Annotated in this window: 22 protein-coding genes; 17 read left to right on the top strand and 5 right to left on the bottom strand. The window is 68.5% G+C overall.

Features of this window, described 5'->3' with window-relative positions:
- Positions 1-31 precede the first annotated feature (31 nt).
- The 5 genes from FBZ90_RS13510 to ptsN all read left to right on the top strand — a co-directional run bounded on the left by FBZ90_RS13510 (position 32) and on the right by ptsN (position 4893).
- Positions 32-1048 carry an LptA/OstA family protein gene (locus FBZ90_RS13510; RefSeq protein WP_145732847.1) on the top strand — a complete coding sequence of 339 codons (1017 nt, stop codon included), beginning with the start codon at positions 32-34 and terminating at the stop codon, positions 1046-1048.
- Entirely contained in the window at positions 1045-1872 is an 828-nt protein-coding gene (gene lptB, locus FBZ90_RS13515) for an LPS export ABC transporter ATP-binding protein (protein WP_145732850.1), read from the top strand. Before FBZ90_RS13510 ends, lptB begins: the two co-directional genes overlap by 4 nt.
- 61 nt (positions 1873-1933) lie before the next feature.
- On the top strand, positions 1934-3481 hold the full coding sequence (gene rpoN / locus FBZ90_RS13520; RefSeq protein WP_145732852.1) for an RNA polymerase factor sigma-54: 1548 nt from the start codon (positions 1934-1936) through the stop codon (positions 3479-3481).
- 138 nt (positions 3482-3619) lie between these two features.
- Positions 3620-4264, top strand: coding sequence for a ribosome hibernation-promoting factor, HPF/YfiA family (hpf, locus tag FBZ90_RS13525; protein WP_145732854.1), 645 nt, complete (start codon positions 3620-3622; stop codon positions 4262-4264).
- A 170-nt stretch (positions 4265-4434) separates the two neighbouring features.
- Positions 4435-4893 carry a PTS IIA-like nitrogen regulatory protein PtsN gene (ptsN, locus tag FBZ90_RS13530; RefSeq protein WP_145733212.1) on the top strand — a complete coding sequence of 153 codons (459 nt, stop codon included), beginning with the start codon at positions 4435-4437 and terminating at the stop codon, positions 4891-4893.
- Between the two features lie 154 nt (positions 4894-5047).
- Here ptsN and ubiG read toward each other — a convergent pair whose 3' ends face one another.
- Complete coding sequence (gene ubiG, locus FBZ90_RS13535) at positions 5048-5791, bottom strand: bifunctional 2-polyprenyl-6-hydroxyphenol methylase/3-demethylubiquinol 3-O-methyltransferase UbiG (protein ID WP_420872602.1); 744 nt, start codon at positions 5789-5791, stop codon at positions 5048-5050.
- Positions 5792-6106: 315 nt separating this feature from the next.
- Here ubiG and FBZ90_RS13540 point away from each other — a divergent pair, with 315 nt between their 5' ends.
- The 10 genes from FBZ90_RS13540 (at position 6107) to leuC (ending at position 19986) form a co-directional block, all read left to right on the top strand.
- On the top strand, positions 6107-7342 hold the full coding sequence (locus tag FBZ90_RS13540; protein ID WP_145732858.1) for an aspartate kinase: 1236 nt from the start codon (positions 6107-6109) through the stop codon (positions 7340-7342).
- A 209-nt stretch (positions 7343-7551) separates the two neighbouring features.
- Positions 7552-8643 carry an NAD(P)H-dependent flavin oxidoreductase gene (locus tag FBZ90_RS13545; protein ID WP_145732860.1) on the top strand — a complete coding sequence of 364 codons (1092 nt, stop codon included), beginning with the start codon at positions 7552-7554 and terminating at the stop codon, positions 8641-8643.
- A gap of 167 nt (positions 8644-8810) precedes the next feature.
- Positions 8811-11018, top strand: coding sequence for a phosphoenolpyruvate--protein phosphotransferase (ptsP, locus tag FBZ90_RS13550; RefSeq protein ID WP_145733213.1), 2208 nt, complete (start codon positions 8811-8813; stop codon positions 11016-11018).
- A gap of 204 nt (positions 11019-11222) precedes the next feature.
- A complete protein-coding gene (locus FBZ90_RS13555; RefSeq protein ID WP_145732862.1) occupies positions 11223-12455 on the top strand; it encodes a RodZ domain-containing protein in 1233 nt (410 codons plus the stop codon).
- The gene (locus FBZ90_RS13560) at positions 12455-14065 is read left to right on the top strand and encodes a GH39 family glycosyl hydrolase (RefSeq protein ID WP_246130397.1); all 1611 of its coding nucleotides are present in this window, start codon (positions 12455-12457) and stop codon (positions 14063-14065) included. Before FBZ90_RS13555 ends, FBZ90_RS13560 begins: the two co-directional genes overlap by 1 nt.
- Before the next feature lie 140 nt (positions 14066-14205).
- Positions 14206-15342 (top strand): flavodoxin-dependent (E)-4-hydroxy-3-methylbut-2-enyl-diphosphate synthase, encoded by a 1137-nt coding sequence (gene ispG, locus FBZ90_RS13565; protein ID WP_145732864.1) that lies wholly within the window; start codon positions 14206-14208, stop codon positions 15340-15342.
- Positions 15343-15515: 173 nt separating this feature from the next.
- The gene (gene prfA, locus FBZ90_RS13570; RefSeq protein ID WP_145732866.1) at positions 15516-16601 is read left to right on the top strand and encodes a peptide chain release factor 1; all 1086 of its coding nucleotides are present in this window, start codon (positions 15516-15518) and stop codon (positions 16599-16601) included.
- Positions 16598-17503 (top strand): peptide chain release factor N(5)-glutamine methyltransferase, encoded by a 906-nt coding sequence (gene prmC / locus FBZ90_RS13575; RefSeq protein ID WP_420872598.1) that lies wholly within the window; start codon positions 16598-16600, stop codon positions 17501-17503. The genes prfA and prmC overlap by 4 nt, the downstream gene beginning before the upstream one ends.
- Before the next feature lie 351 nt (positions 17504-17854).
- Positions 17855-18304 (top strand): DUF4167 domain-containing protein, encoded by a 450-nt coding sequence (locus FBZ90_RS13580; protein ID WP_145732868.1) that lies wholly within the window; start codon positions 17855-17857, stop codon positions 18302-18304.
- 272 nt (positions 18305-18576) lie between these two features.
- Positions 18577-19986, top strand: a complete 1410-nt coding sequence (gene leuC / locus FBZ90_RS13585; RefSeq protein WP_145732870.1) for a 3-isopropylmalate dehydratase large subunit — start codon at positions 18577-18579, stop codon at positions 19984-19986.
- Positions 19987-20075: 89 nt separating this feature from the next.
- On the opposite strand, the gene FBZ90_RS13590 is transcribed toward leuC, so the two are convergent.
- Together FBZ90_RS13590 and FBZ90_RS13595 are read right to left on the bottom strand one after the other, a co-directional pair.
- Entirely contained in the window at positions 20076-20621 is a 546-nt protein-coding gene (locus tag FBZ90_RS13590) for an NUDIX hydrolase (RefSeq protein WP_145732872.1), read from the bottom strand.
- Between the two features lie 38 nt (positions 20622-20659).
- Positions 20660-21154 (bottom strand): DUF1178 family protein, encoded by a 495-nt coding sequence (locus tag FBZ90_RS13595; protein WP_145732874.1) that lies wholly within the window; start codon positions 21152-21154, stop codon positions 20660-20662.
- A gap of 175 nt (positions 21155-21329) precedes the next feature.
- On the opposite strand from FBZ90_RS13595, the gene FBZ90_RS13600 reads away from it, so the two are divergent.
- Positions 21330-21917 (top strand): methyltransferase domain-containing protein, encoded by a 588-nt coding sequence (locus tag FBZ90_RS13600; RefSeq protein WP_338121718.1) that lies wholly within the window; start codon positions 21330-21332, stop codon positions 21915-21917.
- Between the two features lie 67 nt (positions 21918-21984).
- On the opposite strand, the gene FBZ90_RS27820 is transcribed toward FBZ90_RS13600, so the two are convergent.
- Positions 21985-22383, bottom strand: coding sequence for a hypothetical protein (locus FBZ90_RS27820; protein ID WP_186455799.1), 399 nt, complete (start codon positions 22381-22383; stop codon positions 21985-21987).
- Between the two features lie 242 nt (positions 22384-22625).
- Between FBZ90_RS27820 and cwsA the strand changes: the two genes are divergently transcribed.
- Entirely contained in the window at positions 22626-23429 is an 804-nt protein-coding gene (gene cwsA, locus FBZ90_RS13610) for a cell wall synthesis protein CwsA (RefSeq protein ID WP_186455800.1), read from the top strand.
- Between the two features lie 27 nt (positions 23430-23456).
- On the opposite strand, the gene FBZ90_RS13615 is transcribed toward cwsA, so the two are convergent.
- Complete coding sequence (locus FBZ90_RS13615; RefSeq protein ID WP_145732880.1) at positions 23457-24305, bottom strand: tetratricopeptide repeat protein; 849 nt, start codon at positions 24303-24305, stop codon at positions 23457-23459.
- Between the last annotated feature and the right edge of the window lie 101 nt (positions 24306-24406).

A 24406-nucleotide genomic window follows, 5' to 3' on the forward strand; every position in this document is an offset into this window, starting at 1 on the left:
CATGAAAACGGCCCCGCAAAAAACCGCCCCGATGATGCGCACCCTGCTGCTGGGCGGTCTGGCGGTCGCGGCCTGTGCCCTGGTCACCCTGGCGCCCGCCTCCCGCGCGGAGGAGCCCGCGGCCCAGTCTGCCGCTGAAAAGCCTGCTGCTGCGGCGAAAAAGCCTGCTGCTGAAAAGGCCACGAAGACCAAGAAAGCCGCGCCGCCCGCGCAGAACCCGGCCGTGGCCGGGGAACCCGGCCTGCTGCCCTTCACCCCGACCGAGGTAACGGCCGCCCCGCCGGGCGCCATCGACATCACCTCGGACGAGACGATGGAATGGCACAACGACCAGCTGGCGGCGGTGGCCCGCGGCCATGTCGTTGTTGTGCGGGGGGAGGACACCCTGCATTGCGACACGCTGGTGGTCTATTACCGCAAGGCCCAGGACGGCTCGACCGAGATGTACCGCATGGCCGCCGACGGCCAGGTGGTCATGACGTCCCCCAGCCAGCAGGCCTATGGCGACCACGCCGTGTACGACGTGGACCAGGACGTGACCGTGATGACGGGCGACCATCTGCACCTGGTCACGCGCAGCGACACCGTCTACGCCCGTGACACCCTGGAATACTGGAAACAGCAGCAGTTGCTGGTCGCGCGCGGCAACGCCGTCGCCATCAACGACAAGGGTGACCGCATCCGCGCCGACGTGCTGGTCGGCATCATGGAACAGAACGCCGCCAAGCAGCTGGAAATGACGCGCATGGATGCCAAGGGCAACGTGCTGATCGTCACGCCCAAGGATATCGCCCGCGGCAGCGACGGCACCTATAACGTGAAGACGCGCATCGCCATCCTGACCGGCGATGTGAAACTGACCCAGGGTCAGAACCAGGTGAACGGCCACAGGGCCGAGGTCAACAACGCCACAGGGGTCAGCCGCATGCTGCCCGACGAGACCGTCAAGGGCGGGCGCGTGCACAGCGTGCTGGTGCCCAAGCGGTCGGACCAGCCGGCCGCCCCTGCCGGCAGCACCAAACCCCCTGGCGGCGGAGCGCAGCCATGAGCAAGACGACCGAACCCGCCAAGGCGGCGCCAAGGGACAAGGTGCCCGCCACCCCCAAGGATTCGAAAACGGAAGGCCCCCGTCTGGTGTCGGACAACCCCAACAGCGGCCTGACCGCCACCAAGCTGGGCAAGAGCTACAAGGGCCGGCCCGTCCTGCGCGATGTCAGCGTCAGTGTGCGCCGGGGCGAGGTCGTGGGCCTGCTGGGCCCCAACGGCGCCGGAAAGACCACCAGCTTCTACATCATGACCGGGCTGATCATGCCCGATTACGGCACCATCACCCTGGACGGGCTGGAGGTCACCGAGCTGCCCATGTACCGCCGCGCGCGGCTGGGCATCGGCTACCTGCCGCAGGAGGCCTCGATCTTCCGCGGCCTGACGGTGGAGAACAACATTCGCGCCGTGCTGGAGGTGGTGGAGCCCGACCGCGACAAGCGCGAAGCCACGCTGGATGAACTGCTGGCGGAGTTTTCCATCAGCCATCTGCGCCGCACCTCGGCCCTGGCGCTGTCGGGCGGTGAGCGTCGGCGCGTGGAAATCGCCCGCGCGCTGGCGTCCCAACCCAACTTCATCCTGCTGGACGAACCGTTCGCCGGCATCGACCCCATCGCCGTGAACGACATCCGCGAGCTGGTCAGCCATCTGCGCGAGCGCGGCATCGGCGTGCTGATCACCGATCACAACGTACGCGAAACCCTGGACATCGTTGATCGCGCATACATTCTTCACGACGGTATGGTATTGATGGAGGGTGAACCGTCGGAAATCGTGGCGCACAAGGATGTGCGTCGCGTTTATCTCGGCGAACGGTTCAGTCTGTAAAGCAAGTATAAGCGCATTCGCGCGATTCCATTTCGGGCCACAGTTATAATTTGGGCGGGTGATGGCGCTTCAACAACGCCTCGATCTTCGGCAGACCCAGGCGCTGGTGATGACTCCCCAGCTGCAGCAGGCAATTAAGCTGTTGCAGCTGTCCAACCTGGAGTTGGCCGACTACGTCGACCGCGAGATGGAGCAGAACCCGCTCCTGGAACGCGATGATGGCGACCGCAACCGCGATCCCGCCCCCGATGGCGTGGATCGTGAGGACCCTGTGGCGCGCGCCGACGATCAGCCCATCCGCGACACGGCCGACCTCACCGCATCCGACCGACTGGGCCCGTCCAGCGACGCGCCGCTGGACACGGATTATGAAAACGTCTGGACCAACTCCAGCGCCGTGGACATGGCCGCCGACATGCGGGCCGACGGTGGTGGCGATGGGGGCGAGGCCTTCGGCAACTGGTCCGGTCGGGGCGGCAGTTTCGAGGACGACGAGAACTCGTTCGAGCAGACGCTGTCGGGCAGCGTCTCGCTGCGCGACCACCTGACCGAACAGATCACCATGGACATCGCCGATCCGCTGGACCGGATGGTGGCCTTCGCGTTGATGGATTACCTGGACGAGGCCGGCTACTTCATCGGCGACATCGGAATCATCGGGGACCAGCTGGGCTGCACCGAATCGCAGGTCGTTTCGGTACTGGAACGATTGCAGCGCCTGGACCCGGTGGGCATTTTCGCCCGGTCGCTGAAGGAATGCCTGGCCCTGCAGCTGCGCGAACTGGACCGGCTGGACCCCTGCATGCAGGCGCTGCTGGACAATCTGCCCCTGCTGGCGGCGCGCAACGTGCCGGCCCTGCTGAAGGTCTGCCAGGTCGACACCGAGGACCTGTCCGACATGGTGTCGGAGATCAAGGCGCTGAACCCGAAGCCGGCGCTGGCCTTCGACCATGAGCCGGTGCACACCGTGGTGCCGGACATCCTGATGCGCGCCCAGCCCGGCGGCGGCTGGCTGGTGGAGCTGAACAGCGACACCCTTCCCCGCGTGCTGGTCAACCAGCGCTACTACGCCCGCATCCAGGGCGCCGCGCGCAACAAGCAGGACAAGGAGTATTTGGCCGAACAGTTCCAGTCGGCCAGCTGGCTGGTGAAGTCGTTGCACCAGCGCGCCAACACCATCCTGAAGGTCGCAACCGAAATCGTTCGCCAGCAGGACGCGTTTTTCCTGCACGGCTTGCAGTTCCTGCGCCCCCTTATCCTTCGGGATATAGCGGAGGCGATTGGCATGCACGAATCGACGGTCAGCCGGGTGACGACCAACAAGTTCATGGCCACGCCGCGCGGCCTGTTCGAGCTGAAATACTTTTTTACATCAGCCATTTCCGGGGCTGACGGCCAGGCCGCCCACTCCGCCGAGGCGGTGCGCTACCGCATCAAGGTGCTGATCGACGCGGAGAAGCCGGACGAGATCCTTTCGGATGACCGCCTGGTCGAGATCCTTCGGGATGAGGGGATCGACATTGCACGGCGGACGGTCGCCAAGTATCGTGAAGCCATGAAGATCCCTTCCTCAGTCCAGCGTCGCCGGGAGAAGGCCCTTGGGATCTGAACCATGCGCCCGATGGATGGCGCATGGCGGCTGGCCTTCCCAGCGTAACGAGGCCGGCCGCGGGCTATTGTAACGGCCGACGGCAAGGCACCACGCCGCCGCCACTCCTGGCTTCCAACCAAGCGAGACGGACAGGCCATGCATATAATCGTCAAAGGCAAGCAGCTAGACGTTGGCGAGTCCCTGCGCACCCATGTCGAGACGACATTGACCGGGTTGGTCGAGAAATATTTCAGCAGTCCGATCGAGGCGACCGTCGTGCTGTCGCGCGAGGCGCACCTCTACAAGGCGGACATTCAGGCCCATGTGGGCCGCGGTATTCTTCTGCAAGCCTACGCCGAGGCCACGGAACCCTATCCCGCCTTCGACGAGGCGGCGGAGCGCGTCGCCAAGCGGCTGCGACGGTACAAGCGTCGGCTGCGCGACCATCACCAGCGCGTCCATGGCGAGGCCGAGGCCGCCGTGCCGGCCCGCAAGTACATCATCAACGCCGACGCCCATGACGACGAGGCCGACGAAGGCGGCCATGAGGCGGGCGCCCACAATAGGCACGCGGTGAACGGCAACGGCACCGACCACCACCCCATGATCATCGCCGAGATGCAGACCCATATCGACATGCTGACGGTCAGCGAGGCGGTGATGCGCATGGACCTGGCGGATCTGCCGGCCCTACTTTTCCGCAACCGCGCGCACGGCCACCTGAACATGGTCTACCGCCGGCCGGACGGCAATGTCGGCTGGGTCGATCCGTCCGACGGAAAATCGGCGGCAACCCACTGAAACGGCGAGGCCCCCGGGGTTCCCCCCATTGACCTGGGGCCGGTGATCGCCGAAGCTTGAATCGGGGGTGGGGCGGAAAAGTTTGGTAACTTTTCCGCCCTATAACACTTCAAGTGAAAGCCGGGTAAGTGAGTGTGGTGGCAATGCCGTCCCAGTTTTTGTTGACGCCGATGGTCGAGTTGCTGAGGCCGGACGGCATTGTCGCCAATCTCAAGGCCTCCTCCAAAAAGCAGGTGCTGCAGGAGATGGCGAAGCGGGCCGCCGACCTGACGGGCCAGCATGAGCGGGCCATCTTCGACGTCCTGCTGGAGCGGGAGCGGCTGGGCACCACCGGCGTGGGGCGCGGCATCGCCATCCCCCACGGCAAGCTTCCGGCCCTGCCCAAGGTCTGCGCCCTTTTCGCCCGCCTGGACCGGCCGGTCGACTTCGATTCCATCGATGAACAGCCGGTGGACCTGATCTGCCTGCTGCTGGCCCCCGAATCCGCCGGCGCGGACCACCTGAAGGCCCTGGCCCTGGTGTCCCGCATGCTGCGCAACCCGCTGTTCTGCGAAAAGCTGCGCGGTGCCGATACCGCCGACGCCATCTACGCCCTGCTGACCCACACGGAAGCCAGCAACGCGGCCTAGTTCGTTTTCCTCGAGCGCCGGCAGGCCCGTCCGGGCCTTTGGCTGTCCTCGCTGCGCCCTTCGGTGCTCGCTCCGGCGCCCGCGGTCGCAGGCTACGGCGGCATGGGGTCATGCCGCCGCTTGGGCCGTGTTGCCAATTTGGCCGCTGGTTGCCTCAGCGGCTGGCCCAGAGCAGGTAGTTGACGTCCAGGTCACGGGCGTCCAGGCGGAAGGCGTCGTTGAAGGGGCTGTAGACCAGCCCCATGACCTCGCGCACCGTCAGGCCGGTGGCGCGCAGGCCCGCGGCCAGCTCGGACGGCTTCAGGAACTTGCGCCAGTCGTGGGTGCCGCGCGGCAGCCAGCGCAGCACGTATTCCGCGCCGATGATGGCCATGAGATAGGATTTCGGCGTGCGGTTCAGCGTCGCCATGACCAGCAGGCCCTCGGGCTTCAGCAGCGCGGCCAGGCTGTCCAGGAACAGGGGCACGTCGGCGACGTGCTCCACCACCTCCAGCGACAGCACGGCGTCGAAGGTTTCGCCGGCGGCGACCAGATCCTCCGCCGTGGTGTGGCGGTAATCGACCGGCGTGCCGGTTTCCATCGCGTGGGTGGCGGCCGTCTTCACGTTGCGCTCGGCGGCATCGATGCCCACCACCTCGGCGCCCATGCGGGCCAGCGGTTCGGACAGCAGGCCGCCGCCACAGCCGATATCCACCAGGCGCAGCCCCTTCAGCGGCTGCGGCGCCAGTGGATCGCGGCCGAAATGGGCGCAGATGCGGTCGCGCAGGTATTCCAGCCGCACGGGGTTCAGCTTGTGCAGGGGCCGGAACTTGCCCGCCTCATCCCACCATTCGGCGGCGATGGCCGAAAAGCGCTGGATTTCACCGGGATCGACGGTCGTGGCGGTCTGGCTCATGATGGCACCCTTGAACGGAACGGGCCAGAATATGGGCCGCCGCCGCCGCCAACTCAACACCCCCCAATTCAACGCTGCCGGCGCGGGACGGACGGGGACGCGCGAAATAGAAATGCTCTGTCGCCCGGTTTACGCAACCCTGACCTTTTATTACCCGTTTGTTGCCTGCGCGGCCGCGACGGGGTAAGGATAGCGCGCTTTCGCGTAGCCCCCGCGCAGGACCCGCCCCAACGGGACGGGCCCCGCCCGCGCGGCGCCGGAAGCCCCCTGCATCCACCGCCGGCGGTTGGCCGGCTTTTAGCAAGGCAGACACGGGTTATGGCACGCCTCGTCTTGAAGTTCGGCGGCACGTCGGTCGGCACCATCGACCGCATCAAGAATGTCGCCCGCAAAGTGAAACAGGAGGTCGACGCCGGCCATGAGGTGGCGGTGGTCGTCTCCGCCATGTCGGGCGTGACCAACCAGCTGGTGGATTATGTGAAACAGGTCGGCCGCCTGGCGGACGAGCGCGAATACGACGCCGTGGTCGCCTCGGGCGAGCAGGTGACCAGCGGGCTGCTGGCCATCGCCCTGCAGGAGATCGGCATCCCCGCGCGGTCGTGGCAGGGATGGCAGATCCCGCTGATCACCGACGACGTGCATGGCAAGGCCCGGATCGAGCGCATCGAGTCCGCCGAGTTGGTGGCCCGCATGTCCACGGGCGAGGTGGCGGTGGTCGCCGGCTTCCAGGGCGTGTCCAAGGACGGCCGCATCGCCACCCTGGGCCGCGGCGGCTCCGACACCTCGGCCGTCGCCCTGGCGGCGGCGGTCGGCGCCGAGCGGTGCGATATTTACACCGATGTCGATGGCGTCTACACCACCGACCCGCGCATCGTGACCAAGGCCCGCAAGCTGGGCCGCATCACGTACGAGGAAATGCTGGAGATGGCGTCGCTGGGCGCCAAGGTCCTGCAGACCCGGTCGGTGGAAATGGCCATGAAGCACCGGGTGCGCGTCCAGGTGCTGTCGACCTTCGAGGAAGCGGCCGGCAGCGCGTTGCCGGGAACTCTTGTCGTTGATGAGGACGAAATCGTGGAACAGGAACTGGTCAGCGGCATCGCCTACAGCCGGGATGAGGCGAAGGTGACCCTGGTGGGCGTGGAAGACCGGCCGGGCGTGGCGGCCGCCATTTTCGGGCCGCTCACCGACGCCGCCATCAACGTCGACATGATCGTGCAGAACGTGTCGGAGGACGGCACCACCACCGACATGACCTTCACCGTCACCAAGGCCGACCTGGACCGCACCGTGCAGGTGCTGGAGGGCGCCCGGGATGACCTGAAGTTCCGCCGCCTGATCGCCGACAGCAACGTGGTCAAGGTCTCGGTCATCGGCGTCGGCATGCGCAGCCACGCCGGCGTGGCCCAGCGCATGTTCAAGGCGCTGGCCGACCGCGGCATCAACATCCAGGTCATTTCCACCAGCGAGATCAAGGTCAGCGTCCTGATCGCCGAGGAATACACCGAACTGGCGTTGCGCGCGCTGCACACCGCATACGGCCTGGACCAGGCATAAGCATCTGAGCGACACTGTGCCCCGGGGGTCCGCCAAGACGACCCCCGGGGCATTGTTGTTTTCAGCGGCTGTTTTGGGTTAGGGATCGGCATCGTCCCGGTGCCGGACCGCCCGGGGCGCCCCACTCGGGGAGCGGCCCCACGGAATACCCGTCGCAAGACACCCGCCGGGCACCACGCCTTTTTCGCCAAACAGGGACTAGCGTTTTGATGACCATCGCCACCACGACCGGAACCGCGCGCGGCAAGCTGGACGCGCTTTGGGCCCGTGGACGGGATTTCCTGGGAACGGAGCTGGCCATCATGGGCGGCGCCATGACCTGGGTGTCGGACGCCAATCTGGTGGCCGCCATTTCGAACGGCGGGGGGTTCGGTGTCCTGGCCTGTGGCGCCATGACACCTGAGATGCTGGCCCAGGAGATCGACGCCACCCGCGCGCTGACCACGAAGCCTTTCGGCGTCAACCTGATCACCATGCACCCGCAACTGGACGTGCTGGCCGACATCTGCCTCAGCCACGGTGTCCACCATGTGGTCCTGGCCGGTGGCCTGCCGCCCGCGCCGGTGATCAAGCAGCTGAAGGATGGCGGCGCCAAGGTCATCTGCTTCGCCCCGGCGTTGGTGCTGGCCAAGAAGCTGGTGCGCATGGGCGTGGACGCCCTGGTGATCGAGGGCATGGAGGCCGGCGGCCACATCGGGCCCGTCGCCACCTCCGTCCTGGCGCAGGAGATCCTGCCGGAAATCCACGACGTGCCGGTGTTCGTGGCCGGCGGCATCGGCCGGGGCGAGGCCATCGTGGCCTATCTGGAACTGGGCGCCGCCGGCGTGCAGCTGGGCACCCGCTTCGTCTGTGCCACCGAATCGCGGGCGCACCCGAATTTCAAGCGCGCCTTCATCCGCGCCAGCGCGCGCGACGCCATGCCGTCGGCCCAGTTGGACAGCCGCTTTCCCGTCATCCCGGTGCGCGCCCTGCAGAACGAGGGCACCCGCCGCTTCATGGATTTCCAGCGCGAGGTGGTAGAACGCTTCAACCGGGGCGAGGTGGAGCAGAAGGACGCCCAGCTGGAGATCGAGCACTTCTGGGCGGGCGCCCTGCGACGCGCCGTCATCGAAGGCGACGTGGAGAACGGCAGCCTGATGGCCGGCCAGTCGGTGGGCATGGTGACGCGGGAGCAGCCGACCGCCGAAATCCTGGCCGAACTGGTGGCCCAGGCGGAAGACGCGCTGGCCGGCCGCTATGGCCATGTCCGTGAAACGGTGGAGACGGGACCGGCGTTGGCGCTGGCGGGAGCGGCGGGCTAGTGGCACCGAACTCCGGAACTCCTCCCCTCCTCATCGACCCGGGGCTTGACGTTCCGGAGGCCGGCACCGTCGCCACCGGTGCCCCCCCCGACGCCGTGACCACGCTGCGCCGCTCCGCCGATGCGGCCGGCGGCGCCCGCCGCCTGCTGGCCCGGCTGCGCGACGTCATGGCCGCCGGCGGCACCGCCCAGTCGCGGCTGGACAAGATCGTCATGCTGATCGCCGCCGAGATGGGGGCGGACGTCTGTTCCTGCTACGTCATGCGGGCGGGCGAGGTGCTGGAGCTGTTCGCCACAATCGGCCTGAACCTGGACGCCGTGCACAAGACGAGGCTGAGGGTGGGCGAGGGTCTGGTGGGCGACATCGCCGCCCACGCCCGGCCGGTGGCCCTGGCCAACGCGCCCAGCCATCCCAACTTCGCCTATCGCCCGGAAACCGGCGAAGACCCGTTCGACAGCTTCATGGGCGTGCCCATCCTGCGCGGCGGCCGCGTGCGCGGCGTGCTGGCCATCCAGCACATCGCGCGCCGCGCGTATGACGAGCAGGACGTGGAGACGCTGGAAACCATCGCCATGGTGGTGGCCGAGTTGGTGGCCACGGGCGAGCTGGTCGACAACCGCGAACTGCAGGTGGCCAACGACCTGGTGCTGCTGCCGTCCCGCCTGGATGGCGTCAGCCTGAACCGGGGCATCGCCATGGCCGTGGCGGTGCTGCACCGGCCGCAGCTGACCATCCGCCAGATGGTGGCGGACGATCCGGAGATGGAGCTGGGCCGCCTGCGCGAGGCGGTGGACAGCATGCACTCCGCCATCGACCGGCTGCTGATCCTGTCGGGCGAAAGCGGGGGCGAGCACCACGAGATCATCGAAACCTACCGCATGTTCGCCACCGACCGCGGCTGGCTGTCGCGCATCCGCGAGGCCATCCGCACCGGCCTGACGGCGGAGGCGGCGGTGCAGCAGGTGCAGAACGACAACCGCGCCCGCATGGCGTCGGTGACCGACAGCTACATCCGCGAACGCCAGCTGGACCTGGACGACATCACCAACCGCCTGCTGCAGCACCTGGCCGGGCGGCAGGACAAGGCCGATGGTGGCACCCTGCCGGAGGAGTTCGTGCTGGTGGCCCGCAACCTGGGCCCCGCCGAGCTGCTGGATTACGACCGCACGCGGCTGCGCGGCCTGGTGTTGGAGGAAGGGGCGGCCTACAGCCACGTGGCCATCGTGGCCCGCGCCCTGGACATCCCGGTGGTGGGCCAATGCACCGGCGTGCTGAGCCGGGTCGACCCGCTGGACTTCGTCATCGTCGATGGCGACCACGGCCAGGTCTTCGTGCGCCCGGCGGAAGACATCACCGAAGCCTTCCTGAAAAGCATCGAGGTGGGGGAGGAGCGCAAGCGCGAGTTCGCCGCCGCCCGCGAGCTGGAGTCGGTGACGCGCGACGGCGTGCCCGTGCGCCTGATGCTGAACGCCGGCCTGCTGATCGACCTGCCCCACCTGCACGCCACCGGCGCCGACGGCATCGGCCTCTACCGCACCGAAATCCCCTTCATGGTGCGGCACACCTATCCCGACACGGCGGTGCAGAAGGAAACCTACGCCAAGGTGCTGGACGAGGCGGGGGACAAGCCCGTCACCTTCCGCACCCTGGACGTGGGCGGGGACAAGACCCTGCCCTATTTCCCCGACCTGGGCGAGGAGAACCCGGCCCTGGGCTGGCGCGCCATCCGCATCGGCCTGGACCGCCCGGCCATGCTGCGCAAGCAGCTGCGCGCCCTGCTGTGGGCGGCGGCGGGCCGCGACCTGCGGGTGATGTTCCCCATGGTGGCCGAGGTGTCGGAGTTCATCCGCGCCCGCCGTGTGCTGGACCTGGAATTGCGCCGGCTGGCGCAGGACGGCGTGGCCCCGCCCCGCGACCTGAAGGTGGGCGTGATGATGGAGGTGCCGGCCCTGCTGTTCCAGCTGGACGCGCTTCTGCCCAACATCGACTTCATGTCCGTCGGCTCCAACGACCTGCTGCAGTACCTGTTCGCCAGCGACCGCGGCAACCCCATGCTGAACAACCGCTATGACCTGCTGTCGCCGGCCATGCTGTCGGTGCTGCGCATGCTGGTGCGGCGGTGCGAGGCGGCCGGGGTGCAGCTGTCGCTGTGTGGAGAGATGGCCAGCCGCCCCCTGGACGCCATGGCCCTGCTGGGCTGCGGCTTCCGCACCCTGTCGATGAGCCCCGGTGCCTTCGGCGAGGTCAAGACCATGATCCGCTCGGTGGACGTGGGCGTGCTGCAGCAGTTCCTGGACAGCCTGCTGGGCCGGCCGGACCGCAGTTTGCGCCTGCACCTGCTGGCCTTCGCCCGGGACCACGGCGTTCGGCTGTAAGTCAGCGGCGGCATCGCTCCACCGTCGGTGCCCGGGGACAAGCCCAAGGGCATATGCCCGCCGACGTTCGGAGCGGCTGGAGACTTACTGTGGTTGCGGTACCGCGAGCCCCTTGATAAGACTCCGGCCAACATCGTCGTCGGCGCAATAAACGGACCGGCGGTTGGGATAATTCGTGCACCATTCTGTGCTGGGACAGCCGTCATGACTGAACGCCGCGACCGTTATCGGGACATGATAGACGCCGGTCGTGCCGCCGAACCGCAGGCCCCGCGCCAAACGGTGGGCGACATCCTGCGCATGCGGCGGGAGGAGCTGGGCTACGACCTGACGGGCGTGGCCAATGTCCTGCGCATCCGCCGCGCCTATCTGGAAGCCATTGAGGACGGCCGTTACGGCGACCTGCCGGGCCAGGCCTACATCCTGGGCTTCCTGCGCAGCTATGCCGACCTGCTGGGCATCGATTCCGGCGACCTGCTGAACCGCTTCAAGGATGAGACGGCGGGCCATGTCCGCCCGGCGGAGCTGTACCTACCCATCCCCGTCAGCGAGAACCGCGTGCCCAGCGGTGCCCTGATGGTGGCGGCCGTGGTGCTGGCCGCCGTGCTCTACGGCGGCTGGTATCTCTATTCCTCCGCCGACCGCAGCGCGCTGGACCTGGTGCCCAAGCTGCCGGAGCGGCTGGCCCACCTGACGGGCAGCGGCGACACGTCGTCCCCGCCGCCGGCCAACGTGCTGCCGGCCCCGGCGGTGCAGGCCCTGCTGAACCAGGCGCAGCCCACGGCGCCGGAGGTGGGGGCGGCGCCGGACGCCACCGCCCCGATGCCCGATGCCATGCCGGGCCCCGTGCCGGTGGCCCCAGCCGGCAGCCCAGCCGCTGCCCCGGCGGCAACGGGCGCCCCCACCCCGACCGGCACCCCGGCGACTGGCCCGGCCACGGCCACCCCCGCCCCGGCGGGAAAGACGGTCCCGGCGGCGACGCAGCCGACGGCCCCCGTGACGTCGGAAGCGCCCGACGATGAGGCGCCGCAGATGCCGGATTTGGGCCAGCCCAAGAGTGCCGCCGCCGATACCGACGCGGCGCCGGCCGATACCGGCATGCGGCCCGACACCACCGCCCCCGGCACGGCGCCGGTCGCCACCAAGGGCCGCGTCTTCGGCCAGACCGGACCCGCCCGCGTGGTGGTGCGCGCCACGGACGAAAGCTGGATCCAGGTGCGCGACGCCAAGGGCACGCTGTGGGCGTCGCGCGTGCTGCACCCGGGCGACAGCTTCCGCGCACCCGACGTGCCTGGCCTGTCCCTGGAAACCGGCAACGCCGGCGGCGTTGTCATCAGCCTGGACGGCAAGGACCTGCCGGCGCTGGGCGCCAAGGGCCAGGTGGTGCGCAGCTATCCCCTGCAACCGGACGATCTACAGGCTCGGGTGACACATTGATGGCTTCCCTGTTCCGCGGCCGGGCGGTCGCCGCCGCCTGCCTTTCCGCCTGCGTCGCCCTGACGGCCGGCCTCGCGTCCCCGACGGCGGGGGCCGCGGGCCGCGTCCGCCAGATCGACGTCGACGTGGCCAAGGCGACCCAGCCGCTGGACCGCTTCTACGACCTGTCCATCGGGTCCGATTTCCCGGGCACCCTGATGCGCCCGGACAGCATGGCGCAGCTGAGGACCACGCAGGATGAGCTGGGCTTCCGCTACATCCGCTTCCACGCCATTTTCCATGACGTGCTGGGGACGGTGAAGGTCGAGAACGGCGCCACCACCTACGACTGGAGCAAGATCGACCAGTTGTACGACGACCTGAAGGCGCGCGGGCTGAAGCCCTTCGTGGAGCTGGGCTTCACGCCCAAGGCCATGGCCACGTCGGACAACAAGATTTTCTATTGGGAAGGCAACACCTCCCATCCCCGTCCCAACGCTTGGCGCGACCTGATCACCGCCTTCGTCCAGCACATCGAGGCGCGCTATGGCCAGGCCGAGGTGCGCAGCTGGTTCTTCGAGGTATGGAACGAGCCCAACCTGGCCGGGTTCTGGGAGGGGGCGGACCAGCAGGCCTATTTCGCCCTGTACGACCTGACCGCCAACACCATGAAGGCCATCGATCCCGAACTGAAGGTGGGCGGCCCCGCCACCGCCGGCGCCGCCTGGGTGCCGGAGTTTCTGGACCATGTCGCCAAGAGCGGCGCGCCGGTCGATTTCGTCACCACCCACACCTATGGCGTGGACGGCGGCTTCCTGGATGAGGCGGGCAAGGCCGACACCAAGCTGTCGCCCTCCCCCGATGCCATCATCGGCGACGTGCGCAAGGTGCGCGAGCAGATCGCCGCCTCCCGCTTCCCGCACCTGCCGCTCTATTTCACGGAATGGAGCACCAGCTACACCCCCCGCGACCTGGTGCATGACAGCTATATCAGCGCGCCCTACATCCTGGCCAAGCTGAAGGCCAGCCAGGGCATGGTCCAGGGCATGAGCTACTGGACCTACAGCGACCTGTTCGAGGAGCCCGGCCCGCCCACCGCCCCGTTCGAGGGCGGCTTTGGCCTGATGAACCGCGAGGGCATCCGCAAGCCGGCCTATTTCGCCTACAAGTACCTGCACGCCCTCAAGGGCGACGCCGTGCCGGTGACGGACGGCCAGGTCATGGCCGCCGCGACGGAGGCCAAGGCCGCCGCCCTGGTGTGGGACTTCCAGCAGCCGCGCCAGCCGGTCAGCAACCGGTCCTTCTACAGCAAGATCGTGCCCAACAAGCCGGCACCGGCCATCAAGGTGGCGTTCCAGGGGCTGAAGCCCGGCCAATACCGCCTGGCGGTCCATCGCACCGGCTATCGCGCCAACGACGCCTATTCCGCCTACCTCGACATGGGCGCGCCCAAGACCCTGTCGCCGGAGCAGCTGGCCAAGCTGACCGACCTGACGCGCGACCTGCCCGAGGCGGACAAGACCGTGACCGTCGGCGCCGATGGCCGCTACGCCGTCCCGCTGCCCATGCACAGCAACGACATCGTGCTGGTCACGCTGGAGAAAAGCGGTGCTGCCGCCGGCGGCAAATAGGCCAGCCGGTTCGGCCGCTTAACCGTTCAAGCCCGCGCCGTCCCGCACGCGGCGCGGTGAAGCCTTGTGCGATGGCCTCTTGATCCCGGGGCCGTCCGGCAGCACTTTACGGTCAAAATTCCCTCATGAGGCCCGTTCCCATGTCCACCTCCCATCGTGCGTATCGCCAGATCCTGCGCCGGCCCTCCCGTCAGATCCGTGTCGGCAAGGTCCTGGTCGGTGGCGACGCGCCGATCTCCGTCCAGACCATGACCAACACGCTGACCGCCGATGCCAAGGCGACCATCGAGCAGGTGTTGCGGGCCGAAGAGGCCGGCGCCGATATGGTCCGCGTCTCCTGCCCCGACGAGGAGTCGACGGCGGCGCTGAAGGAGATCGTGAAGGCGGTGAACGTGCCCATCGTGGCCGACATCCACTTCCACTATAAGCGCGCCATCGAGGCCGCCGAGGCGGGTGCCGCCTGCCTGCGCATCAACCCCGGCAACATCGGGTCGCACGACCGCGTGCGCGAGGTGGTGCAGGCCGCCAAGGACCATGGCTGCGCCATGCGCATCGGCGTCAACGCCGGCTCGCTGGAGCGCGAACTGCTGGAACGCTACGGCGAGCCCTGCCCCGAAGCCCTGGTGGAAAGCGCCCTGACCCACGCCAAGATCCTGGAGGACCATGACTTCCGGGAGTTCAAGATTTCCGTGAAGGCGTCGGACGTGTTCCTGGCCGTGGCCGCCTACCAGGGCCTGGCCGAGGCCTGCGATTATCCCCTGCACATCGGCATCACCGAGGCCGGCGGCCTGCGCGCCGGCACCGTGAAGTCGTCCATCGGCCTGGGCATGCTGCTGTGGTCGGGCATCGGCGACACCATCCGCGTGTCGCTGTCCGCCCCCCCGGAGGAGGAGGTCAAGGTCGGCTTCGAGATGCTGAAATCGCTGGGCCTGCGCCGCCGCGGCGTCACCGTCATCTCCTGCCCGTCCTGCGCCCGCCAGCAGTTCGATGTCATCAAGACGGTCGAGGTGCTGGAGGAACGCCTGGCCCACATCACCACCCCCATGACCGTCTCGGTCATCGGCTGCGTGGTGAACGGCCCGGGTGAGGCCACCATGACCGACATCGGCTTCACCGGCGGCGGCAAGGGCGTGCACCAGGTGTTCCTGGCCGGCCAGCCGGCCCACCGCCTGAAGGACGAGAGCATCGTCGACCACCTGGTGTCGCTGGTGGAAAAGAAGGCCGAGGAAATCAAGGCTGCCCAGGCCGCCGAAGAAGCCGCCGCTGCCGCCGAGTAGTATGAAAGTGCCCGCGGCATGAGCCTTGGCTCATGCCGCTAGGCCCCAAGTGGGGCCGCCGGAGCTTTTTGGGAAGCGAAGCGGACTGAAAAGCGAGGAAGCCAAGCGGCCGGATGGCCGCGCCCGGCGCTTGAGGGCTTTAGTCAGCCCGGATACGGGATGACGGATAAGATATGACCACATTGGAAGAACGGTTCGGGGACACGCTGGCCAAGCTGTCGGCCCGGCATGACGAACTGCGCGACGCCCTGGCGACGGGCACGCTGGCGGCCGACGCCTACACCCGCATGAGCAAGGAGTTCGCGGAGCTGACGCCGGTGGCGGAGTCCATCGCCACGCTGCGCCGCGCCCGGTCCGACCTGGCGGACCTGGCCCGCATGGCGGAGGCGGAAGCCGATCCCGAGATGCGGGAGTTGGCGCAGGACGAACTGCTGCAAGCGGAAAAGGCCCTGCCGGGGCTGGAGCGCCAGGTGATGCTGGCCCTGTTGCCCAAGGATGCCGCCGACGACAAGAACGCCATGCTGGAGGTGCGCGCCGGCACCGGCGGCGATGAGGCGGCGCTGTTCGCCGCCAACCTGTTCGACATGTACCGCCGCTACGCCGGTATCCAGGGCTGGCGCTTCGAGGTCATCGAGATCTCCGAGACCGGGCTGGGCGGTTACAAGGAAGCCATCGCCAGCATTTCCGGCCGGGGCGTGTTCCGCCGGCTGAAGTTCGAATCGGGCGTGCACCGGGTGCAGCGCGTGCCGGCGACCGAGACTCAAGGCCGCATCCACACCTCGGCCGCCACCGTGGCCGTGCTGCCCGAAGCGGAGGAGGTGGACATCCAGATCGACGAGAAGGACCTGCGCATCGACGTGTTCCGCTCGTCCGGCCCGGGCGGGCAGTCGGTCAACACCACCGACAGCGCCGTGCGCATCACCCACCTGCCCACCGGCCTGGTGGTCAGCCAGCAGGATGAGAAGTCGCAGCACAAGAACAAGGCCAAGGCCCTGCGCGTGCTGCGCTCCCGCCTCTATGACCTGCAGCGCAGCGCCCTGGACGCCGAGCGGGCGGCCAACCGCAAAAGCCAGGTGGGCAGCGGCGACCGCTCCGAACGCATCCGCACCTACAACTTCCCCCAAGGCCGGGTGACCGACCACCGCATCAACCTGACGCTCTACAAGATCGACAAGGTCATGGCGGGCGAAGCCCTGGACGAGGTGGTGGAGGCGCTGATCGCCCAGGATGAGGCGGAGCGCCTGGCCGAACTGCAGTGAGCGCGGCGATCCTTCCCCCCCTGCCCCTTCGCACCGTGCTGAAGGCGGCCGAGGCGCGCCTGGCGGCCGCCGGTTGCGCCAGCCCGCGGCTGGACGTGCGCCTGCTGGCGGAAGAGGCGCTGGGCTGGTCGCGCACCGTCCTGCTGCTGGAGGGCGACCGGCCTGTGCCGGCCGAAGCCCAGGCCGCGCTGGCCGCCTTCGTCGAGCGCCGCGCCGCGCGGGAACCGGTGTCCCGCATCCTGGGCAAGCGGGAGTTCTGGAGCCTGGAGTTCCGCCTGGCCCCCGACACGCTGGACCCCCGCCCCGATACCGAGACCCTGGTGGAAACGGCCCTGCGCCACCTGCCCGACGGCGGGCGCCCCCGGCGCCTGCTGGATTTGGGCACGGGCAGCGGCTGCATTCTGCTGGCCCTGTTGTCGGAGCTGCCGGGCGCCTGGGGCCTGGGCGTGGACATCGCCCCCGGTGCCGCGCGGGCCGCCGCCGCAAATGCCCGGCATCTGGGGTTCGCCGGCCGCAGCGCCTTCCTGGTGGGCAGTTGGACGGACGCCCTGGCGGATGGTGCGCCCGGGGGCCGCTTCGACGCCATCGTGTCCAACCCGCCCTACATTCCCGCGGCCGACATCGCCGGCCTGGAGCCGGAGGTGCGGACCTTCGACCCCCTGCGCGCCCTGGATGGCGGCGCCGACGGGCTGGCCCCGTACCGCCACCTGGCCAAGGTCGCCGGCGGGCTGCTCATCCCCGGCGGGCTGCTGGCGGTGGAGCATGGCGCCGGCCAAGGGGCCGACGTTGCAGCCTTGTTCACCGCCGGGGGCCTGGAGGTCCTGGAACGGGTCGACGATCTGGCCGGTCATGACCGGGTGGTGGCCGCCCGTACCCCGCCCGGCAGCCCCGCCTCTTCCTAAAGGACGGAACGACGCCGGCGGACCTGACCGTCTGCGCCGGGAACGCAGGGGCGCTTCGCCAAAAAAGATGTTGGATTAGCGGGATACTGCGTTTAGGGTCGTTCTCGCGTGGTGAAGGCCGAAGGGGCGACGCGCCAGGTCCAAACGGGGAAACACCCGTGCAGGGGTCCGGCTAGCGTTCATGGGCCAAGAATGATCACCACGGCATGCCAGTTTGCCCAGCATGGTCGATCCGGTTTCAATCCGGGTAACGGGTGGATTCCGGGATCGGATGCAGTGGCGCGGATGGAAAAGCTCCGCCCCCTTGGCACGGCATGCATTGAACTCCAACGGGGCTAGAGCAGCAGTCGGATGAGACAGGGACCGAACTCCAGGCGTTCGCGTGGACGCGGCGGTAACAACGGTGGCAATGCCGGCGGCAACGGCGGCGGCAATGGCAACAACGGGGGCGGCAATAACCGCCGCCAGAACGTGCCCCTGCGCCACCAGACCTTTGACAGCAACGGCCCGGATGTGCGCATCCGCGGCAACGCCTTCCAGGTGCATGAGAAGTACCTGGCCCTGGCCCGGGACGCCCAGTCGTCCGGTGACCGGGTGGCGGCGGAAAACTACCTGCAGCATGCGGAGCACTATTTCCGCATTATCACGCAGATCAACGAGTCTGAGCAGCGCCAGCGCGGCGGTGAGCCCCGGCCTTACCAGCCGCAGACGGGCTACGACGACGCCGATGGCGGCGAGGCGTCCGACGACGGCGAGGGCGATGCCCAGGCCGAAGACGAGCGCGAGCCGCTGAGCGCCTGATCTTAAAAAGCCCCGCCCTCACCGGCGGGGCTTTTTGTTGCCCTGTTTTGGGCGCCTCGGGCGCCGGCGGCCCCAATCGGGGCCTCGGGCCGTGGAGAAGTCCGCCCCGGTGCTGGGGACGCAAGAACAAATGACCGCTATGCGGCGATGGCACGCTCTTGCGCTTGTTCACGACAGGACCGGTCGTTATTCTGCGCCTCCGTGAAACAAAAAGACCCGCCGCAGGGGTTTTGGCGTTTCGGAAATGTCGGTCCGCATCAGAGTGAAGATCCATGGGCAAGCCGCGCACCCTCTATGACAAGATCTGGGACAGCCATGTCGTTCACCGGCAGGAGGACGGCACATGCGTGCTCTATATCGATCTCCACCTCGTGCATGAGGTGACGAGCCCGCAGGCGTTCGAAGGACTGCGCATGGCCGGCCGCAAGGTGCGCCGCCCGTCCGCGACCCTGGCCGTGGCCGACCACAACGTCCCCACCAGCCATGACCGCCTGGCCGGCATCAAGAATGAGGAAAGCCGCGTCCAGGTCGAGCAGCTGGCCATCAACACCAAGGAATTCGGCGTCGACTATTACGACATGTCCGACATCCGCCAGGGCATCGTCCACGTCGTGGGGCCGGAGCAGGGGCTGACACAGCCCGGCATGACCATCGTCTGCGGCGACAGCCACACGGCCACGCATGGTGCGTTTGGCGCTTTGGCCTTCGGCATCGGCACGTCGGACGTGGAGCATGTGCTGGCCACGCAGACCCTGCTGCTGAAGCCGTCGAAGAACATGCGCATCACCGTGGATGGTGAGCTGCCCGTGGGCGTGACCGCCAAGGACGTGGTGCTGGCCATCATCGGCAAGATCGGCACCGCCGGCGGCACCGGCCACGTCATCGAGTTCGCCGGCTCCGTCATCCGGGGCCTGAGCATGGAAGGCCGCATGACGGTCTGCAACATGGCCATCGAGGCGGGGGCCCGCGCCGGCCTGATCGCCCCGGACGAGACCACGTTCGAGTATCTGAAGGGCCGCCCGCAGGCGCCCAAGGCCGCGACCTGGGAACAGGCCGTCAACTGGTGGAAGAGCCTGCCGTCGGACGAGGGCGCGGTGTACGACCGCGAGGTCGTGCTGAAGGCCGAGGACATCGCCCCCATGGTCACCTGGGGCACCAGCCCGCAGGACGTGCTGCCCATCACCGCCGCCGTGCCCAACCCAGCCGAGGAGACGGATGAGCATCGCCGCGCCGCCATGGAACGCGCGCTGAAGTACATGGGCCTGACGGCCGGCACGCCGCTGGACGCCATTCCCGTGGACAAGGTGTTCATCGGCAGTTGCACCAACAGCCGCATCGAGGACCTGCGCGCCGCCGCCAAGGTGGTGGAGGGCCGCCACGTGGCCGACGGCATCTACGCCATGGTGGTCCCGGGATCCGGCCTGGTGAAGGAACAGGCGGAGGCCGAGGGCCTGGACAAGGTGTTCACCGCCGCCGGCTTCGACTGGCGGGAGCCCGGCTGCTCCATGTGCCTGGCCATGAACGACGACAAGCTGAAGCCGGGTGAGCGCTGCGCCTCCACCTCCAACCGCAACTTCGAGGGTCGCCAGGGCCCCGGCGGCCGCACCCATCTGGTGAGCCCCGAGATGGCTGCCGCCGCCGCCCTGACCGGCAAGCTGACGGACGTGCGCACGCTGAACTGAGCGGACGCCACGGAGTGATCCGAGCGACGGCGCGGGCCCTTCGGGTTCCGCGCCGTTCGCGTTTCAGCGATAACCCACGCCCGCCGGGGTTACAGTCCATCCACCGGATTGGCGGCGGGAGCGAAGGGCTGGCCGGCGCGGATGAGGTCCCGCCGGGCCTCGTACTCGCGCAAGGCCCAGTCGACGCTGGGGAAGGCCAGGTCGGTCCAGGGGATCTCATCCCAGGCGAACAGGGCGACCTCCTGGCTTTCCACGCCGGCGGCGATGTCCGGACTGGTCAGGGTGGCCAGGTAGATCAGTTGCACCTGGCTGATGCGGGGAATGTTGTAGACGGCCAGCAAGGGCCCGATGGCCAGGCGCGCGCCCGCCTCCTCCCATGCCTCGCGGGCGGCGCCGTCCTGGGTGGTTTCCCCCAGTTCCATGAAGCCGGCGGGCAGGGTCCAGTAACCGATGCGGGGCGGGATGGCGCGGCGGCACAGCAGGATGCGGTCCTGCCACAGGGCGACGGAGCCCACCACGATCTTGGGATTGTCATAGGCGATATAGCCGCAGTCGGGGCAGACCAGCCGTTCCCGATCCTCCCCCGGCGGCACCGTCACCACGCGGGGCCCGAACGTCGGCGCGGGATCGGACATGGATGCACTCCCTTGGCTTCCGTCCCGCCACTATGGGCTCAAGAGTCGTGTTTGGGTACCCACGGGATGCGGGCGAAGGTCACGCCCTCATCTTCCAGCTCCGCCGCTTCCTCATCGGTGGTCTGGCCGTAGATGGGCTTGGCCTCGGTCTCGCCGTAGTGGATTTTGCGCGCCTCTTCGGCGAAGCGGTCGCCCACATGGGTGGCGTTGGCCTCCACCTGGCGGCGCACCTCCCGCAACAGGGACAGCACCGCCGCCGGGCCCTGGGCCGCCGCCTCGGCCATCACCGCCGGCGACACCTCCGGTGCTGGCTGCGGCGGCGCCGGCACGGGAACGGGGGCATTCCCCTCTTCCGCGCGGCCGCCCCGTCCCTTGGCGATGCGAGGGGCCATGGGCGCCTTGCCCACCTGATGATCGCCGCAGACCGCGCACGCGACCTCGCCCGCCGCCAGCTGCTGATCACAGGCGTCGGCGTTGCGGAACCAGACATCGAAGGTGTGGCCCTGGCCACATTTCATTTCATACAGGATCATGGAACGGAATCTTGAGGGGCGCGGCGCCTTGCGACGACTCGGGTCAGTCAATGTCATATACAGTCTGGATGTGGGTGGGGAAAGCCACCCTGACAATGAACCGCCAATGCGGGCACGCCCTGGCGCGCGCCTCATACCGGCCCTTCCCCGCCCCCAACGCCTGGGACCCCATGCCATGATGCCGTCCGTTTGCGATCCCCGGGGCCAACCCAGCGCCTGGGTGGCTCGTTTCGCGCCGTTGGTGGCCCGGGGTGGCGCCGTGCTGGACGTGGCCTGTGGTGGCGGCCGGCATACCCGGCTGTTCCACGGGCGGGGCCATCCGGTCACGGCGGTGGACATCGACCTGCGCGGCTTGGCCGATCTGGCGGACCAACCAGGGGTCACCCTTCTGCAAGCGGATCTGGAGGGGGAGGTGCCGGTGGATTTGGGGGGCGCTTACGCCGGCATCGTCGTGACGAACTACCTGCATCGGCCGCTTCTGCCGCGCCTGCCCACCTTGCTGGCCGCTGGCGGGGTACTGCTGTATGAGACCTTCGCCCAAGGCAACCAGCGCCATGGCCGGCCCTCCAGCCCCGCCTTCCTGTTGCGCACGGGCGAACTGCTGGCCCTGGCGCGGGACGCCGGCCTGCAGGTGGTCGCCTTCGAACAGGGGGAGATCGCGCTGCCCCGCGCCGCCGTGGTGCAGCGCCTGGCCGCCGTGCGCCCCATGCCGGCCCCAGACCTGGAGGGCGAGCCCGAGCCACGCCCCCTGCCGCACGCCTGAAAACAGGAACGGCCCCGACCACTGGGGCCGGGGCCGTCCTGTTCAGGAGGCGTGTGGAAGCTGAGGCTTACTTCTTGGGCGCGGCGGTTTCGCTGCCGGCTTCGGCCTTGGCCTTCTTCGCATGATGATGATGGGCGACCTTCTTGGTCTCCTTCGTGCCCTCGGCCTTGGTTTCAGCCTTGGCCTCGGTCTTGGCCTCAGACGCCTTGGCGTCGGTCTTCACCTCGGTGGCCTTGGTGGCCTCAACCGGCTTGCCAGCCTCGGCGGCCTTCTGCACCGGGGCGGTCGTCGTGCCCGCGGTGGTGGGGGTGGCGGCGACGGGCGCGGTGGCAGGGGCGGTCGCCGTGGAGGCGGCGGTCTTGGCCGGAGCGGCGGGGGTGTCCGCCGCGAACGCCCCGTAAGACACCATCACGGCCGCGGCGGTAGCGAAGGCCAGCAGGGGACGGCGGTGGGCGAACATGCTCATGGTCGTGATCCTTAGTGATCAGAGGGGTTTGATCGGGCGTCCCACCATCGGGGCGCAGGGTCATAATCCCAAGGCATGAGGGCCGCCGTTGGCCCGGATTGTGGCAAAGACGCGATTTCATCACGGCCTTTCCGCCGAACTCCTTGCCAAAAGGTTAAGACTTTTCCGCCCTATGTGCCCGACCGCCGCTGCGTACTATGAGCGTCTGGCATAGGCTGGGGCGCGGGGGCGGGGCGGAAGGTATGAACAGCACAAAGGACAAGGACCGGGAGCACATCGCCAAGCTGGTCCGCCTGATGGGGTCGGAACATGAGGGCGAGGCCACCGCCGCCTTGCGGAAGCTGCAGGGGGCCTTGAGGCAGCGCGGCCTCAACTTCAACGACCTGGGGCACTGGATCACCCAGCCGGCCCCCGCCGCCACGCGGACAGGACCGGCCGACCACACCGCCTGTAACCGCCGCGCCAACGACCTGACGCGGCAGAATCAGCAGCTGACCCTCAGCCTGCGCGAGGCCCAAGCCCAGCTTGCTGCCGCGCAAACCGCCGCCCAAAAGGCGGAGGCCCGCGTGGCCCAGGTGACGAAGGAGGGCGAGGCCGTTCGCCGCCGGGGCCGCCGGCACTGGTGGGCCCACGGAACCTCAGGCGCGCTGGTGTGCGCCCTGGCCGTGCTCATAAGCGTGCAATCGCGGACCGTACCCCCGCCGCGTCCCGTGGCGACGGGCCCGGGGTCTCATCAAATGGCCACCGATGATCCGCGACCCGCCGTCCCCGCCAAGCCCCGCGTCCCGGCCAAGCCTATGCCGGCGCCAACGGATGCCGTCCTGCGCCGCGACCGCGAAATTGCCGACCGCACCGCCTACCTCTACGGATCACCGGGCCGGGAAGAGACCATCGACATCCTGCTGACACCGCACACCCCGGTGGAAGTGCTGGCGGGCGACGTGGTTCCCGGCTGGATGCGGGTCCATGTCGAAACCGAAGACGGGGACAAGGTGGGCTATGTCCAGGCGGGCCGCATTGGACCGCGCATAGCCGGAGCGCCCTGAAAGCAGAGGGACCGTGAGCCTCGGCCGTCACTGGCCCTGGGGCTTGTCGTCCGTCTTTTTCCCATCGGTCTTCGGGGCCGCCTTGCCCGCCGCGTCATCCTTCAGCGGGTCCTTGCCATCCAGGCGGAGAATGTTGTCCTGGGCGGCCGCGCCGGCGGCGGTGTCGCCCGCCACCTGCACGGCGTGGGACCAATCGGCCTTGGCCCCAACCTTGTCGCCCCGGTCAGCCTTGATGTTGCCGCTGAGCAGCAGGCCCTGGGCATTGTCCGGGTCCAGCGACAGGGCCATGCGCAGGTCGCGCCCCGCCTCCACGTCGCGGCCCAGGCGGTGCTTGGTTTCCGCCCGCATGATGATGGCGTCCACCCGGCCGCCGTCCAGGGTCAGCGCCCGGTCCAGGTCGCGCAGCACGTCCCACCAGCGCTCCGCCCCCGCCCGTTCGGTGGCGCGGTCGATCAGCAGGTCGGGATCGGTGGGCTGCAGGCCGATGGCCTTGGTGTAGTCGACATCCGCCTTGGCGTGTTCCTTGGCGTTGAACCAGGCCCAGCCAGCCTTGCCCCACAGCCCCGCCGTCACCTTGGGCGGCAGGCCCAGGGCGGGGATCACCGCCTCCAGCGCCACCGCCGATTCCTTGTATTCGCCCCGGAACAGCTGGGCCATGGCCTGGCACAGGCGGGCATCGTCGCCGCCGCCCTTCTTTTCCCATAGCTGCGCCTCGGCATAGGCGAAGTCGGGCAGTTGCTTGGCCCGCTCCAGGCAGGTGTCGCGGTTCAGGGCCACGGGCGCGGCACTGGCCACGCCGGCGATGCCGCACAGGACGGTGACCGCCGCCGCCAGGCGGGTGGAAAAGCGGAGGGGGTGCTTGAGGGTAATCATCATGGCGCCTAGAGTCCCGAACGGCGGATGGATCGCAAGTGCTTTCATCCCGGGCCTTGCCGATTCGGGCGCGGCCACGGGTCACAGGATAGCACGGGCGGACA

This window comes from Nitrospirillum pindoramense (assembly GCF_007827955.1).
Lineage (GTDB): Bacteria > Pseudomonadota > Alphaproteobacteria > Azospirillales > Azospirillaceae > Nitrospirillum > Nitrospirillum amazonense_B.

Excerpts from the sequence above, each read along its gene's own strand:
- rpoN (WP_145732852.1), top strand. The coding sequence starts at position 1,934 with ATGGCGCTTCAACAACGCCTCGATCTTCGGCAGACCCAGGCGCTGGTG.
- FBZ90_RS27820 (WP_186455799.1), bottom strand. The coding sequence starts at position 22,383 with ATGAGCATGTTCGCCCACCGCCGTCCCCTGCTGGCCTTCGCTACCGCC.
- prfA (WP_145732866.1), top strand. The coding sequence starts at position 15,516 with ATGACCACATTGGAAGAACGGTTCGGGGACACGCTGGCCAAGCTGTCG.
- FBZ90_RS13540 (WP_145732858.1), top strand. The coding sequence starts at position 6,107 with ATGGCACGCCTCGTCTTGAAGTTCGGCGGCACGTCGGTCGGCACCATC.
- FBZ90_RS13600 (WP_338121718.1), top strand. The coding sequence starts at position 21,330 with ATGATGCCGTCCGTTTGCGATCCCCGGGGCCAACCCAGCGCCTGGGTG.
- FBZ90_RS13580 (WP_145732868.1), top strand. The coding sequence starts at position 17,855 with ATGAGACAGGGACCGAACTCCAGGCGTTCGCGTGGACGCGGCGGTAAC.
- FBZ90_RS13590 (WP_145732872.1), bottom strand. The coding sequence starts at position 20,621 with ATGTCCGATCCCGCGCCGACGTTCGGGCCCCGCGTGGTGACGGTGCCG.
- FBZ90_RS13545 (WP_145732860.1), top strand. The coding sequence starts at position 7,552 with ATGACCATCGCCACCACGACCGGAACCGCGCGCGGCAAGCTGGACGCG.
- ptsP (WP_145733213.1), top strand. The coding sequence starts at position 8,811 with ATGGCCGCCGGCGGCACCGCCCAGTCGCGGCTGGACAAGATCGTCATG.
- ptsN (WP_145733212.1), top strand. The coding sequence starts at position 4,435 with ATGGTCGAGTTGCTGAGGCCGGACGGCATTGTCGCCAATCTCAAGGCC.
- lptB (WP_145732850.1), top strand. The coding sequence starts at position 1,045 with ATGAGCAAGACGACCGAACCCGCCAAGGCGGCGCCAAGGGACAAGGTG.
- FBZ90_RS13595 (WP_145732874.1), bottom strand. The coding sequence starts at position 21,154 with ATGATCCTGTATGAAATGAAATGTGGCCAGGGCCACACCTTCGATGTC.
- cwsA (WP_186455800.1), top strand. The coding sequence starts at position 22,626 with ATGAACAGCACAAAGGACAAGGACCGGGAGCACATCGCCAAGCTGGTC.
- leuC (WP_145732870.1), top strand. The coding sequence starts at position 18,577 with ATGGGCAAGCCGCGCACCCTCTATGACAAGATCTGGGACAGCCATGTC.
- FBZ90_RS13615 (WP_145732880.1), bottom strand. The coding sequence starts at position 24,305 with ATGATGATTACCCTCAAGCACCCCCTCCGCTTTTCCACCCGCCTGGCG.
- hpf (WP_145732854.1), top strand. The coding sequence starts at position 3,620 with ATGCATATAATCGTCAAAGGCAAGCAGCTAGACGTTGGCGAGTCCCTG.
- FBZ90_RS13555 (WP_145732862.1), top strand. The coding sequence starts at position 11,223 with ATGACTGAACGCCGCGACCGTTATCGGGACATGATAGACGCCGGTCGT.
- ispG (WP_145732864.1), top strand. The coding sequence starts at position 14,206 with ATGTCCACCTCCCATCGTGCGTATCGCCAGATCCTGCGCCGGCCCTCC.
- FBZ90_RS13510 (WP_145732847.1), top strand. The coding sequence starts at position 32 with ATGATGCGCACCCTGCTGCTGGGCGGTCTGGCGGTCGCGGCCTGTGCC.
- FBZ90_RS13560 (WP_246130397.1), top strand. The coding sequence starts at position 12,455 with ATGGCTTCCCTGTTCCGCGGCCGGGCGGTCGCCGCCGCCTGCCTTTCC.